Annotated in this window: 13 protein-coding genes; 11 read left to right on the top strand and 2 right to left on the bottom strand. The window is 63.8% G+C overall.

All coding sequences use genetic code 11. From position 1 onward, the window contains the following. Nucleotides 1–62 precede the first annotated feature (62 nt). Nucleotides 63–1,505, top strand: a complete 1,443-nt coding sequence (locus tag MLD24_RS06680; protein ID WP_248165478.1) for a PAS domain-containing protein — start codon at nt 63–65, stop codon at nt 1,503–1,505. Here MLD24_RS06680 and MLD24_RS06675 read toward each other — a convergent pair. Then, the gene (locus MLD24_RS06675) at nt 1,502–2,593 is read right to left on the bottom strand and encodes a patatin-like phospholipase family protein (protein WP_248165476.1); all 1,092 of its coding nucleotides are present in this window, start codon (nt 2,591–2,593) and stop codon (nt 1,502–1,504) included. The genes MLD24_RS06680 and MLD24_RS06675 overlap by 4 nt on opposite strands. Nucleotides 2,594–2,823: 230 nt before the next feature. On the opposite strand from MLD24_RS06675, the gene MLD24_RS06670 reads away from it, so the two are divergent. Then, nucleotides 2,824–3,885: a GGDEF domain-containing protein gene (locus MLD24_RS06670; protein WP_248165474.1), complete on the top strand. Its 1,062-nt coding sequence runs from the start codon at nt 2,824–2,826 to the stop codon at nt 3,883–3,885. On the opposite strand, the gene MLD24_RS06665 is transcribed toward MLD24_RS06670, so the two are convergent. Next, nucleotides 3,886–4,803: an alpha/beta fold hydrolase gene (locus tag MLD24_RS06665; protein WP_248165472.1), complete on the bottom strand. Its 918-nt coding sequence runs from the start codon at nt 4,801–4,803 to the stop codon at nt 3,886–3,888. 214 nt (nt 4,804–5,017) lie between these two features. On the opposite strand from MLD24_RS06665, the gene folE reads away from it, so the two are divergent. From folE to MLD24_RS06625, 9 genes are all read left to right on the top strand, one after another. Then, nucleotides 5,018–5,584: a GTP cyclohydrolase I FolE gene (gene folE / locus MLD24_RS06660; RefSeq protein WP_227173214.1), complete on the top strand. Its 567-nt coding sequence runs from the start codon at nt 5,018–5,020 to the stop codon at nt 5,582–5,584. A gap of 13 nt (nt 5,585–5,597) precedes the next feature. Next, complete coding sequence (gene folX, locus MLD24_RS06655) at nt 5,598–5,978, top strand: dihydroneopterin triphosphate 2'-epimerase (RefSeq protein ID WP_227173212.1); 381 nt, start codon at nt 5,598–5,600, stop codon at nt 5,976–5,978. Nucleotides 5,979–5,980: 2 nt separating this feature from the next. Further along, nucleotides 5,981–6,421, top strand: coding sequence for a CoA-binding protein (locus MLD24_RS06650; RefSeq protein ID WP_248165470.1), 441 nt, complete (start codon nt 5,981–5,983; stop codon nt 6,419–6,421). Nucleotides 6,422–6,725: 304 nt separating this feature from the next. Beyond that, a complete protein-coding gene (locus MLD24_RS06645) occupies nt 6,726–8,975 on the top strand; it encodes a putative bifunctional diguanylate cyclase/phosphodiesterase (protein WP_344816785.1) in 2,250 nt (749 codons plus the stop codon). Nucleotides 8,976–9,053: 78 nt separating this feature from the next. After that, complete coding sequence (locus MLD24_RS06640; protein ID WP_248165468.1) at nt 9,054–9,374, top strand: hypothetical protein; 321 nt, start codon at nt 9,054–9,056, stop codon at nt 9,372–9,374. 86 nt (nt 9,375–9,460) lie between these two features. Next, nucleotides 9,461–9,925: a MerR family transcriptional regulator gene (locus tag MLD24_RS06635; RefSeq protein ID WP_248165465.1), complete on the top strand. Its 465-nt coding sequence runs from the start codon at nt 9,461–9,463 to the stop codon at nt 9,923–9,925. Beyond that, the gene (locus MLD24_RS06630) at nt 9,918–12,455 is read left to right on the top strand and encodes a heavy metal translocating P-type ATPase (RefSeq protein ID WP_248165463.1); all 2,538 of its coding nucleotides are present in this window, start codon (nt 9,918–9,920) and stop codon (nt 12,453–12,455) included. The genes MLD24_RS06635 and MLD24_RS06630 overlap by 8 nt, the downstream gene beginning before the upstream one ends. Beyond that, entirely contained in the window at nt 12,455–12,577 is a 123-nt protein-coding gene (locus MLD24_RS21530; protein ID WP_267461605.1) for a hypothetical protein, read from the top strand. Before MLD24_RS06630 ends, MLD24_RS21530 begins: the two co-directional genes overlap by 1 nt. Further along, nucleotides 12,577–13,020, top strand: a complete 444-nt coding sequence (locus tag MLD24_RS06625; protein WP_248165462.1) for a DUF411 domain-containing protein — start codon at nt 12,577–12,579, stop codon at nt 13,018–13,020. Before MLD24_RS21530 ends, MLD24_RS06625 begins: the two co-directional genes overlap by 1 nt. Nucleotides 13,021–13,117: the final 97 nt, after the last annotated feature.

Raw genomic sequence — 13,117 nt, 5'->3', positions numbered from 1 at the left:
ACCGCCATTTCCCTAGCCCGGAGGCCTGGTCTACAGTGAGAAAGGATTCTCCGGAGACGACCATGAGCCTGGCGCGCATCAAACCCCTGCTGTCCCCCCTGACTCTGCTACCCCTGGCGCTGGTGCTTGCCGGCGCCCTACTGACCTGGCAAGTGGATGTCAGCAGTCGGGACGATACCCGCCGCCAGACCGAACGCTGGCTGGCGGCCCAGCAGTTGGGCTATACCCTGGTGCTGGAACAACGCCTGGCATTGATGCAGGAGAGCGCCCGCCGCCTGGCCGACGCCCGGATCAACTCGCTACAGCAGTTTCGTCACCAGGCCACCGGCTTCCTTGAACAGTACCCCGATGTCCGGGGCGTGGAGGTGATTCGCCGCATCCCCGATGCCCTGCGGGACCTTATCGAGGCCCAGCTCAGTCAGGAAGCCCAGCAACCGGTACGCTTCCGCGACTGGCAGTCCGAAGCAACGGACGATGCCGCTCCCGAGAGCGACCAGTACCTGGTGGTACGCTGGGCCCTGGCCCGCAGCACCAGTGGCACCACCGCCGGCATCCTCGCCGATTCGGTGCCGCTGTGGCGACAGGAACTGGCCACTACCCTGAGCGAGCAGACCCTCACCGCCACCGCGCTGGCCAGCCTGGAGCTCGATGGCACGCCGGCCCAGACCATTCGACTGTTTGTGCCCGCCTCCGGCAACGAGGTGATCGCCGTCGCCATCACCCCGGAGCGCTGGCTGGGTGCCACCCTTGGCGGTCAACTCACCGCCCAGCTGGGAGTCAAGGTCCATGACCTGACCCAGCACACCAAAGCCCCGTTGTTCGAATACCCGCTGTCGGGTGAAGCCCTGCCCGCACAGACACTGCGTACCGAGGTCCGGGTCGGTAACCGTCAGTGGATGGTCACCACCGTGCCCGCCCACGGGCTGTTCCAGCAGGCCACCGCCCGCAGCCGGCAAACCATCTGGCTGGTGGGGCTGGCCAGCTCTGCCTTCGCGGCGATACTGGTGGCCTGGCTGCTGGCAGGCCGACGCCGGGACCAGCGCCAGCGGGCATTGGCGGATCAGAGCCGACAACAGCTCACTCAGCGCCTCGACAACATTGGCGTGGAAAAACACATTCTGCACCAGGCACTGGCGGAAAGCGGCGACCGCAGCCGTGACCTGGTCCGGCTGGTGGGTGGGTTTGTCTGCGAGCTGGACGAAGACCTGCGGATCGGGTTTGTTTCCGAGCCCGCCACCGACATGCTGAGGATTGCGGTGGCCGAGCTCAGTGGACACTCACTGCTGCAACGGGTTGCGCCATCCTACCGGGACAACTTTATCGCCACCCTGAAAGCCGCACGGGAAGAGCGGCAGATGCAACGCATTGATCTGGACCTGCTGGGAGCTGACGACCAGCCCGTCCCGGTCACGGTACGGGTGCTGGCCCAACTGCATCCGGTCGACGGTTGCACCGGATACCGCCTCAGCGCCGTACCGCGGCACAGCCCTGCCAGGGAAGACTAACGCCCTTCCAGCGGCCGCAGCACGTCCTTCAGGCGACCGCTGTCCACCAGTTCCAGGAATTCCTCGCCGAGCTGATCGCTGGCGGCCACCGCGCCCCGCCAGGCCTTCTCACGGCCGGCATCGTCACCAAGGTAACGCTCGAAGTCCTTGCGGTCCGGCAGCTTGCGGTCTGGCAACGACGCCAGGTACTCCGGCGAAGGCGCGATCAGCAGCACATCCTGCAGCCGGGTGGCGTCGCCACGGCGCCAGGGCAGGGACTTGTCGAACCAGCCCGGGATCACCCGGTCGGTGAAGTGGGGGTAAAGCACCACGCCGGGCTGCTCGTAGGGCAGGTCGAGGTGGTAGTCGAGCAGCCCGCCGTCACGGTAGACGCCCTCCGGGGCACCGGGAATGTTGCGCACCCCGGACATCACAAGTGGAATCGACGCCGACGCCAGCAGGGCCGGCAACAGGTTGTCCCGATTCAGCTCCACCTGGTGACTGGGGAAATCCACCAGCTTGGCCATCGGCAGCGGCAGGCGGGCGTCGTGGACAATGCCCCGCTCCATGAAACGCCCCAGGTGCCGGCGGCTCACCATATTGGCGCTGATGGCGTTCATCAGCCCCAGACCCAGACGCCCACGGCTATCGTGCTCCAGCAGCCCACGGCTGCGCACCACCACAATGTTGAGGCGGTAATGGGGATGGTTGAGCAGGAAGTCCTCTCGCCCCGCCAGCAACTGCTCCAGGAACTGCACACTCTTACGGCTGACCTCGGCGGCACTGACCCCCTTGGAGAAGCGCTGGCAGGTGTAAAGCTCCGCCAGCGTCGCCAACTGGGCCTTGGGGTCGTCGCTGGACGCCACCGCGGCAAACCGCCAGCTGCCAATGGACGAACCGATCAATGCCCTTTCCTGGGGCGCCCGCGGCAGCCAGTCGCCGAAAATTGCCTTATCCAGGCCCGTCAACCCCAGGGCCTTGGGACCACCGGCAGCGCCGGGAACCACGTGCACGTCCGCTGGCGTCAGCGGCTCGGCCTTGAGACGCGCCAGGGCCCGCCGACCGGCACGAACGGTCAGCGCCGGTGGCCGGGTATGAATTGCGGTCATATCACTTCCTCCAGGTTAACCGACGAGTGTAACCAAGCAAAGACGGTTCCTGCTACGCCACCATCGGCCCGGTCGCACTGATCAACACGACTCAACGCGACCGTTGCCCGGCCTTTGTGACCGTGAACCAGCGCCATTTCAAACATCGTCCACCCTCCAAGGCCGTGCTAGACTCATCGCGAGCCCTCAGCGCGGAAGAGGGTGTCACAACCGACAGTCAGGAGTATCCCTTGGCGTTTCCAAACGTTGCATTCACCAAAGCAACCACCAACCCCACCCTGGTGATCCTCGGATTCCGTCGCCAGATCATCTACCACATCCATTTCTGGGCCCTGATCGCGGTGGCCCCCCTGGTGTTGGTGCAGTGGCGTCAGGATCACACCCTGCTGGCCATTCTGTTGGCACTGTTCAGCCTGAACTCGGTGCTGGTGATCGTCTGTCTGCGCTGGTGGCAAGTGTATTTCCTGCGGGGCTGGCCGTTTGTGCTGCTGGCGCTGACGTCATCCGCCTACTCCACCGCAATCAATGGCCACACCGGGCTTTATTGGGCCTATCCCGGCATCGCCGCCTGCTGTTTCCTGTTGCCGTTGCGGGAATCCACCGCCTGCAACGTGGTGTTCGTGGCGATCATGGCCTGCATTTCCTTCCTCACCTTTCCGGAGCCGGCGTTCTGGCGCATCACCTTCTCTCTGGGCCTGACCTGCGTGTTTGTTCTGGTGTTTGCCTGGCTGGTGGGTCGGCTGAAAGAAGAGCTGATCCACCTCGCCACCACCGACCCATTGACCGGCTGCCTCAACCGCTCGCAACTGGCGGACATCCTCAACAGCCAGATCCAGATGCGGGAACGGTACGAGCGGGTATCCAGCATGATCCTGCTGGACCTGGACCACTTCAAGCACATCAACGACCGCTGGGGTCATGTCGCGGGCGATCAGGTGCTGAAGGAAGTCGCGGAGCGGATTCGCAAGCGGTTGCGGGAGAGCGATCAGGCCTTCCGCATTGGCGGCGAGGAGTTCATGCTGGTGTTGCCGGAGACCCGACAGAAGGATGCGGAACAGCTGGCTCAGCAACTGATTGGCAACATCAGCGCGGCGCCGTTCCTGCGGGAAATCCAGGTCACCGCCAGTGCTGGCGTCACCGAGGTGAAACGGGGGGAGACCTGGTCCACCTGGCTCAATCGCGCCGACCAGGCGCTCTACCAGGCCAAGCTGCAGGGCCGCAACCGGATGGTCAGCAGCCGCGACTTGGTCAATCGCCGGAACGGACTGCCCACGGACGCCACGCCGATCTGATCAGTCGCGCTGCTGACGGAACGCCTGATAGGCCTCGAACACCTCCACCGGAGCTTCGTAATGGGGGTAGTGCCCCACCCGCCGCAGCGCCAGGCTGTCAACGTTGGCGTCCAGTTCCTGAAACCGCCGGCACATGGCAACGCCGGAGATGGGATCGGAGCGGCCATAGATCACCTTGATCGGCTGGTCGGCCTTGAGCAACGCACTGACCCAGCGGTTGCGGTGGCAGCGACGCTCCTCCATGAAACGGATCAGCCGGTGCAGGATGCCACGGCCGTTGTTGTAGGTAAGCAGTTGCCAGAAGTCGTCCAGCTCCGCCTGGGACGGCCAGTGCCGGCCCCCGAACAGACGCCGGAACTGGCTGTCGAAGGTGCGTCGTGACAGCCCCCGGCTGACCAGCCCTCCCATCGGCCCCACCAGCAGCTTCTGGATCAGCAGCGGCCGATGGACTTCCGGGAACAGCGCCCCATTGAGAAAACAGACACTGGCGATGCGGAACGGCAGCAGGCCTTCCTGCTCCCGCGCCAACAGCTCCTGGGCCACACTGCAGCCATAGTCGTGCACCAGCAGGTGAGCCTCGCACACCCCCAGCCCCTCCAGCCAGCCCTGCATCAGGTCGGCCTGGTCTTCGATGCAGTATTTGTGGTGAGGCGGCTTGTCGGAGAAACCGAAGCCCAGCAGGTCCAGGGTCAGCACGCGATGGTGGGGCACCAGCAACGGCCATAGCCGGGACCAGTCCCAGCTCGCGGTGGGGTAGCCGTGCACCAGCACCAGATCTTCGCCCTGACCTTCCATACGGCTGAAAATGGCGTGCCCGTCGTAACGGAACCACTTGCCACCCTGTTGCCAGGCCTCCAGGGTCAGGGCATCGGCCTGGGCCGGGCTGCGCTCCAGAACGACGGGAAATTCCTGTTCCATCAAGTCTCTCCCCGAACAATTGTTAAGCTGCCACTTTAGTCCAATGGACATGTGACGTCATCATTGCCAGAGGCATTTTGCCAATTAAGGCCCTGTTGGCGTGGTCGGATTGTTCCGGAGCACCGTAATTAATAAGCAGCTCCTGCATGGAGCCCGCGAATGGTTTCGCTTAAGCTGTAGAGCTGACAACGACAGACAGGACACCGTCACGGCCATGACCGACTCACTCGACCAACTGACCGACAACTACCGCCAGATCATCGAACACCTGGGCGAAGACAGCCAGCGTGAAGGCCTGCAGGACACCCCCAAGCGGGCAGCCAAGGCCATGCAGTTCCTCACCCGCGGCTATCAGCAGACCCTCGATGAGCTGGTCAACGGCGCCATTTTCGAGTCCACCATGGATGAGATGGTGGTGGTCCAGGATATCGAACTCTACAGCCTGTGCGAGCACCACCTGCTGCCATTCATCGGCAAGTGCCACATCGCCTACATGCCCCAGGGCAAGGTTCTGGGGCTGTCAAAATTCGCCCGCATTGTGGACATGTACGCCCGGCGCCTGCAGATCCAGGAAAACCTGACCCGCGAAATCGCCGAAGCCATTGAGCAGGTGACTGGCGCCCGCGGCGTCGCAGTGGTCATTGAAGCCCAGCACATGTGCATGATGATGCGGGGCGTGGAGAAACAGAACTCGCTGATGAAAACGTCGGTGATGCTGGGGGCTTTCCGTCAGTCCCAGGCCACCCGCACCGAATTCCTTACCCTGATCCAAAAACGCTAACCCGGGAGACACCATGGCCGTATCCGATGTCAGCCAACTGGCCACCGTCCGTATTAAAGACCTGCTGCTGAGAACCTACATTGGCATTAAGGACGAAGAGATCAACAACCAGCAGGATGTCCGCATCAACGTCTGTCTGACCTACGACGCCAGCGATGCCATCCACCGTAACGAAATCGAATCGGCGCTGAACTACCGCACCATCACCAAGCAGATCATCCATCACGTGGACGGCAACCGCTTCGCCCTGCTGGAGCGCCTGACCCATGAGGTGCTGGCGATTGTCATGGACCACCAGCCGGTGTGCTGGGCGCGGGTGGAAATCGACAAGCCCCATGCGTTACGTTACGCCGAATCGGTATCCGTTTCTCTGGAGGCCCATCGGGACCACTGACCATGCCCAGTAACCAGCCAGAGCAGCTTCGATCGCTGCTGCAGTCCGTGCGCACCATTGCCCTGGTGGGCGCCAGCAACAAACCCCAGCGCCCCAGCCATGAGGTGATGGCGTACCTGCAACAGCAGGGCTACCGGGTACTGCCGGTCAACCCGCGGCTGGCGGGCGAGCCGCTGCTGGGCGAAACCGTCGCCACCGATCTGGCGTCGCTGCCGTGCCGTCCGGACCTGGTGGATGTGTTCCTCGCCCCAGAACGCACCGATGCCGTGATCGACGAGGCCATCGAACTGGGCATTCCCGCTCTGTGGCTGCAGATTGGCGTGATCAATGAGACCGGTGCCGCCCGTGCCGAGGCGGCCGGGCTGACGGTAGTGATGGATCGCTGCCCCAAGCGGGAAATTCCCCGGCTGGGACTGGAGCAGCGGGACACCACACCCGGATAGCACCTTACACGTCGTATCAAAATCCCGTCAAAAAACGGTTGCGACTTCTAACTGTTTGATCTTATATAGATACAACGCTTGTGCCCTGTACGCGAGTTGTCCTATACGAGTTGTCCTATACGAGTTGTCTTATACTAGATGTCCTATAATAGTAGTGATCGATTGATGGCAGTGATTCAGGGCAACGATTGATTGATACCGTCCCGATACCGGGACAGTGGCAGGCCGGGAAGCCGGGATGGACCCGTCAGCCCCCTGAGCAGACTGAGTAAGGGCGCCTGAGCCCACGGGTGTGGAGCCTTCCGTGCAATTCCCCAGACCAAGATCCCAACAGCTTGCCGCCGTGATGCTCAATCCGGCCCTGCCCGCCCTGGTTCTGCTGCTGTTTCTGATCACCGCCATCGCCCTCAAACAGGGCTCCGACCAACAACAGCAACAACAACTGCAGAGCGCGCTGGCCACCGAGGCCGATGCCATGTCGCGGGAACTGCAAACCCGCTTTCGCGCCCACATCGACGCCATTGACCGCATGGCCAGCCGCCAGGCCGCCACCGCCATCATGGAAGAACGACTGTGGCGCGAGGATGCCCGCCACTACCTGGACGACTTTGACGTCTACCAGGCCATCGAATGGATCGACCGCAACTTCATCATCCGCTGGCTGGAGCCGCTCGACGGCAACCGCTCCGCCATCGGCTTCAACGTCGCCTTCTCCGAAGCCCGTCGCACCGCACTGGAAAACGCCGCCACCGAGGGGGTGATGGACACCACCGGCATCATCGAGCTGGAACAGGGGGGCACCGGTCTGGTGATCTACGCCCCCATTGGTGCCGGCGAGGACAACCGCGGCTTTATCGCCGGGGTGTTCCGGATGGAGAGCCTCGCCACCCTGCTGCTGACCGACCGGGTGCGCCAGCAGTTCCATGTGGATATCGTCGAGAATGGCCGCCCGGCGTACCGTCTGAGTCCGGACGCGCCGGTCCGCTCCCAGTACAGCCACACCGTGACCATTCCCCTGGCCAACGTCACCTGGGAACTGACCCTGACACCAACCACCCACTGGCTGGACCAGCACCAGAGCAGCCTGCCCTGGGTGACCTTCGTGACCCTGCTGGTGATGGGGTTGCTGATGAGCCTGCTGGGGCTGCTGGTGCAACTGGTGCTCAAACGTAATCAGGATCTGCTCAAAACCCGCCATACCCTGGAACAGGAAATCCACCAGCGTGAAGTCATCCAGCAGGACCTGGCCCGGCTGGAGTCCACCGACCCGCTCACCGGTCTGGCCAACCGCCGCTTCTTCATGGAAGACCTGTCCCATACCCTGATGCTGGCGGAGCGGCAACAGCACCAGCTGGCCCTGCTGATGATCGATCTGGACCGTTTCCAGATGCTCAACGATTCCCTCGGCCACCAGTTTGGCGACGAGCTACTGGTGAAAATCGCCAGCCGACTCAACGCCCTCAGTGACGAACTGGTGATGGTGGCCTATTCCGGCGGCGACGAATTCATGGTATGCCAGCAGCACGTCGAAGAAATCGACGACGTGATTCACCTGCTCGGGCAGATCCAGAAATGCTTTGCCGAGCCCTTTGCCATCCAGGGCCAGACCCACCACATCACCGCCACCATGGGCATCGCCATCTATCCCCAGAGCGGCCTCGACGGCGATGTACTGCTGCGCAACGCCGACATCGCCCTGCACCGGGCCAAGGAAAACGGCCGCAACGGCTACCAGTTCTACACCGAGGGCATGCTGGATCGGGAACTCCGCCGCCTGGAGCTGGACAAAGACCTCAACAAGGCCCTCGCCCAGGACGAATTCGAGCTGCATCTGCAGCCCCAGCTCGACCTGACCAGCGGTCGGGTCAACAGCGCCGAAGCACTGATCCGCTGGCGTCATCCGGATCGCGGGATGATCCCGCCGTTCGAATTCATTCCCCTGGCGGAGGAGAATGGCCGCATTACCGATATCGGCCGCTGGGTGGTCGATGCCGCCTGTCGCCAGCTGGCTCAGTGGCGCAACGGCCCCCTCAGTCATCTGCGCATCGCCATCAACCTCTCAGGGCGGGAGCTCGACGAGGACGATCTGGTGGACACCATCCAGCGTGCCCTGAGCCACCACGAGGTTCCGGCCAGCCGGCTGGAGGTGGAACTGACCGAAGAGATCTTCATCCAGAACATCGAACACAACCGTAACCAGTTGGTGCGGCTGCATGAGCTGGGCGTGCACCTGGCCATCGACGACTTCGGGGTCGGTTATTCCTCGCTGGCCTACCTGCGGGACTTTCCGGTGGATCTGCTGAAGATTGACCGCTCCTTCATCACCAACGTCACCGAACGCCGGGACGACGCCACCATCACCCGGGCGGTGATCAACCTGGCCCACAACCTGGGCGTGCGAGTGGTCGCCGAAGGGGTGGAAACCGACGCCCAGCTGCAGTTCCTGCGAGACAACCACTGCGACCTGGCCCAGGGTTACCTGATCAGCCGCCCGATCCAGCCGCTGCTGCTGGAACAGATGCTGCGGGACGAGGGCCTGCTGGTCAGCGAATAGAATCCATCCTGTGAACCGAAGATTGAATCTGTCGGTACAACCTCACACAATCCCCTGTCAGACACCGACGGAAGCACCATGCCCAATCAATACCTGACCGCCGAACAAGACCGCCGCCTGCGCCGCTGGGAAGCCTGCAACCAGGGCTATTTCATCTTCGCCTTCTTTGCCCTTATCGTGGTGCTGATTTTCAGCAGCCAGTTGGGCCTGTCCAGTGGTGACAGCTGGGGACCTCTGGGGTTGCTGCTGGCGGCCCTGGTCACCCCCATCATCATCCTGCAGCTGCGACTGGCCTGCCCCGCCTGCGGCGTCAAGATCGGCTGGCAGGCCAAACTGATGGCGCCTGACCAGTGCCGCCACTGCGGCGTTTTCCTCAGGGCCCGCCAGAATCATTCCTGACCCTTGACCCATGAGTAGCTCACAGGTTTTAAGGTATCCTCATCCAGGGGCCGATGACGGCCCCCGCTCTGCGATGAGGATTGCCCATGAAGGTCAACGAACTCGCCAAGGCCGCCGGCACCAGCTCCGACACGGTCCGCTATTACACCCGGGAAGGCCTGCTTAACCCGAGCCGCAACCCGGCCAACAACTACCAGCAATTCGACGCTGACGACCTGCGCCGGCTGCGCTTCGCCCGCAAGGCCCGCCAGCTAGGCTTCTCGCTGCCGGAAATCAAGACCATCCTGCATCGCGCCGACGATCATCACTCACCCTGCCCGATGGTGCGTGAGGTGTTCGAGCAGCGCCTGGATCACGTCGAGCAGGAAATCGCCGAACTGCAGCGACTGCGGGACCGCATGCAGTCCGCCCTCAAAGCCTGGCAGGCGATGCCCGACGGTACTCCCGATGGCCACACCATCTGCCAGTTGATCGAGCACTGGGACGATGCCGATGGCCCCGCAACGGCCAGCGCCACCCCGGTGTCCAGCAAGGAGCTGAACCATGACTGATCTCAGCCAGCCCCGTCCACAACTGACCATCTCCGGCGCTTCCTGCCAGGGCTGTGCCCGCAAGATCCGCAAGGCCCTGGCAGAGCTGGTCGCCGACCCGGAGCAAGTCACCATCGACCTGGAACAACAGACGGTGCAACTGCCCGCCGGCACCGATCCGGACGCCGCCGCCAGGCTCATCACCGAAGCCGGGTACCCCGCTCAACGGACAGGTTCCAGCTGCTGCAAGGCTGCCAAATCCGTCGAGTCCAACAAGACCAGTCCAGAGACCGAGCCAGCAGCAGAGCCCGCGCCGGAGCAGGAAGTTGCTCTCCAGCTGGCGGTCAGCGGTGCAACCTGCGCCTCCTGCGTCCGCACCATCGAGCAGGCCCTGTTGGCGGTGCCGGGTGTCACCCAGGCCCGCATGAACCTGGCTGATGGCACCGCCGACGTCTATGGCAGCGACCAAAGCGATGCCCTGGTGGCCGCCGTGGAAAGCGCCGGCTACGGCGCCCGCCCCATTGAGGACCCGGACCGCGACGACGAACGCCGTCAGGCCGAAGAGCGCCAGCGTTATCGCAGCCTGCTGGCAAAGATGGCGGTCAGCCTCGGGCTGGGTCTGGGGCTGATGGTCTGGGGCATGGGGTTTGGATCGATGACCATCTCCGCCGCCAACCAGACCACCTGGCAACTGCTGGGCCTGACCACGCTGGTGGTGATGCTCAGTACCGGCGGCCACTACTTCACCGGCGCCTGGAAAGCGTTCCGCCACCACAACGCCAACATGGATACCCTGATCGCCCTTGGTACCGGCACCGCCTGGTTCTACTCCATGGCCGTAGCGCTGGTGCCCGAGGCGCTGCCCATGGCGGCCCGCCACGTCTACTTTGAGGCGTCGGCGATGATCATCGGCCTGATCAACCTGGGTCAGGCCCTGGAACTGCGCGCCAAGGGCAAGACCTCCGAGGCCGTGCGCCGGCTGCTGGACCTGCGCGCCCGCACCGCCAGAGTGATCCGCAACGGCGAGGAAGTGGATCTGCCAGTGGAACAAGTGGTGGTCGGCGACCGCATCCGGGTCCGCCCCGGTGAAAAACTGCCGGTGGACGGTGACATCTGCGAAGGCCAGACCCGCATCGACGAGAGCATGCTGACCGGCGAACCGATGCCCGTGAGCAAGACCATCGGCGATACCGTGGCCGCCGGCACCCTCAACACCCAGGGCGCCATCGTCTATCAGGCCACCCGGGTCGGCAGCGACACCGCCCTGGCCCAGATCATCCGGCTGGTGAAGAAAGCCCAGGGCGCCAAGCCCTCCATTGGCCGTCTGGCGGATCGGATCTCGGCGGTGTTTGTGCCAACGGTGATGCTGATTGCGGTGATCTCTGCGCTGCTCTGGTACAACCTGGGGCCGGAGCCCGCCGTGGTCCACATGATGGTGGCCGCCACCACCGTACTGATCATCGCCTGCCCATGCGCCCTCGGCCTGGCGACCCCGATGTCGGTGATGGTGGGTGTGGGTAAAGCCGCCGAATACGGCGCGCTGATTCGCCAGGGCGAAGCCCTGCAGACCGCCGGCAAGCTGGACCTGGTGATCCTCGACAAAACCGGCACCATCACCCGCGGCCAGCCCACGGTCACTCACAGCCACGCCCTCACCGGCAGCGACGATGAGTTGCTGGCCCTGGCTGCTGGCCTGGAACGGCATTCCGAGCACCCACTGGCCCAGGCCATCGTACAGGCAGCCGACAACACCGGTCAGCGTTTCGCCGAGGTGACGGATTTTGAGGCCCTGAACGGCAAGGGCGTTGCCGGCCGCTATCAGGGCCAGCCCCTGCGTCTTGGCAACCGCCGCTGGCTGGAGCAGGAAGGTCTGGACCTGAGCGCGCTGACCGACGCCGAGCGCGACATCAGCAATGACGCCGGCACCCCGCTGTTTCTCACCCTCGGTGATCAGCCGCTGGGGGTGATCGGGGTCGCCGATGCCATCAAGGACGATTCCGCCGCCGCCATCCGTCGGCTGCATGACGCGGGCATCCAGGTAATGATGGTGACCGGAGACGTCGAGTCCACAGCCGCCGCCATTGCCCGCAGTGCCGGCGTTGACCAGTACCGCGCCAGCGTCCTGCCGGAGGACAAGGCCCGCATCGTCGAAGAAATGCGGGGCAAGGGCCACCGGGTCGCCATGGTGGGTGACGGCATCAACGATGCCCCGGCGCTGGCCGCCGCCGACGTGGGCTTCGCCATCGGCACCGGCACCGATGTCGCCATCGAAAGCGCCGCCGTCACGCTGATGCGAGGGTCCCTGCACGGGGTCGCCGACACCATCGCGATCTCCCGCGCCACCATCCGCAACATCCACCAGAACCTGTTCGGCGCGTTTCTCTACAATAGCCTTGGTATCCCGGTGGCCGCCGGCCTGCTGTACCCGGTCTGGGGCATCCTGATGAGCCCGATTCTGGCGGGGGCGGCGATGTCGCTGTCGTCCGTTACCGTCGTGACCAATGCCAACCGCCTGCGGCTGTTCCGCCCGGGCAAACCAGGGAGAAACTGATGACGACTTTTCTGGTCAATACCGCAGGACTGGCCCTGATGGCCGCCATCGTCTGGTGGTTCTGGCTGTCACCCCGTGCCGGCAAATCCGATTCCGCCCCCCAGCAACGAGGCAAACACTGATGAAACGACTGAGCCTGGCCCTGGGCCTGAGTACCCTGATGCTTGCCGGTCACAGCCATGCCGACGAGGCACCGGAGGTGACCGTGTACAAATCCCCGACCTGTGGCTGCTGTACCGACTGGGTGCGTCATCTCGAAGATAACGGTTTTGAGGTCAAGGCCATCGATTCCAACGCCATGAACCGCATCAAGGCCAACGCCGGCCTGACCCCGGCCCTGGCCAGTTGCCACACCGCCTTTGTCGACGACTACGTCATCGAAGGCCATGTCCCGGCCAGTGACATCCACCGCCTCCTCGCCCAGGCTCCGGACGCCCGCGGCCTGACCGTCCCCGGCATGCCACTGGGCTCCCCGGGCATGGAAGTGGGCCAGCAGCGCGATGCCTACCAGGTGCTGCTGTTCAATGATGACGGCCAGAGCCGGGTGTTTGCCAGCTACCCCTGAGCTCACACCGGTGTCGGATGGCGGCAATTTCAGGCGCCGCTGTCTGACGCTGGGGATGGAAAACGGTATACTCTCCGGCCAAAGTCATCCAGCCAGT

This window comes from Marinobacter xestospongiae, assembly GCF_023156385.1.
In the GTDB taxonomy this organism is placed as follows: Bacteria; Pseudomonadota; Gammaproteobacteria; order Pseudomonadales; family Oleiphilaceae; genus Marinobacter; species Marinobacter xestospongiae.
This window is presented reverse-complemented; position numbering and strand designations above follow the sequence as displayed.

Excerpts from the sequence above, each read along its gene's own strand:
- MLD24_RS06680 (WP_248165478.1), top strand. The coding sequence starts at position 63 with ATGAGCCTGGCGCGCATCAAACCCCTGCTGTCCCCCCTGACTCTGCTA.
- MLD24_RS06675 (WP_248165476.1), bottom strand. The coding sequence starts at position 2,593 with ATGACCGCAATTCATACCCGGCCACCGGCGCTGACCGTTCGTGCCGGT.
- MLD24_RS06665 (WP_248165472.1), bottom strand. The coding sequence starts at position 4,803 with ATGGAACAGGAATTTCCCGTCGTTCTGGAGCGCAGCCCGGCCCAGGCC.
- folE (WP_227173214.1), top strand. The coding sequence starts at position 5,018 with ATGACCGACTCACTCGACCAACTGACCGACAACTACCGCCAGATCATC.
- folX (WP_227173212.1), top strand. The coding sequence starts at position 5,598 with ATGGCCGTATCCGATGTCAGCCAACTGGCCACCGTCCGTATTAAAGAC.
- MLD24_RS06650 (WP_248165470.1), top strand. The coding sequence starts at position 5,981 with ATGCCCAGTAACCAGCCAGAGCAGCTTCGATCGCTGCTGCAGTCCGTG.
- MLD24_RS06640 (WP_248165468.1), top strand. The coding sequence starts at position 9,054 with ATGCCCAATCAATACCTGACCGCCGAACAAGACCGCCGCCTGCGCCGC.
- MLD24_RS06635 (WP_248165465.1), top strand. The coding sequence starts at position 9,461 with ATGAAGGTCAACGAACTCGCCAAGGCCGCCGGCACCAGCTCCGACACG.
- MLD24_RS06630 (WP_248165463.1), top strand. The coding sequence starts at position 9,918 with ATGACTGATCTCAGCCAGCCCCGTCCACAACTGACCATCTCCGGCGCT.
- MLD24_RS21530 (WP_267461605.1), top strand. The coding sequence starts at position 12,455 with ATGACGACTTTTCTGGTCAATACCGCAGGACTGGCCCTGATGGCCGCC.
- MLD24_RS06625 (WP_248165462.1), top strand. The coding sequence starts at position 12,577 with ATGAAACGACTGAGCCTGGCCCTGGGCCTGAGTACCCTGATGCTTGCC.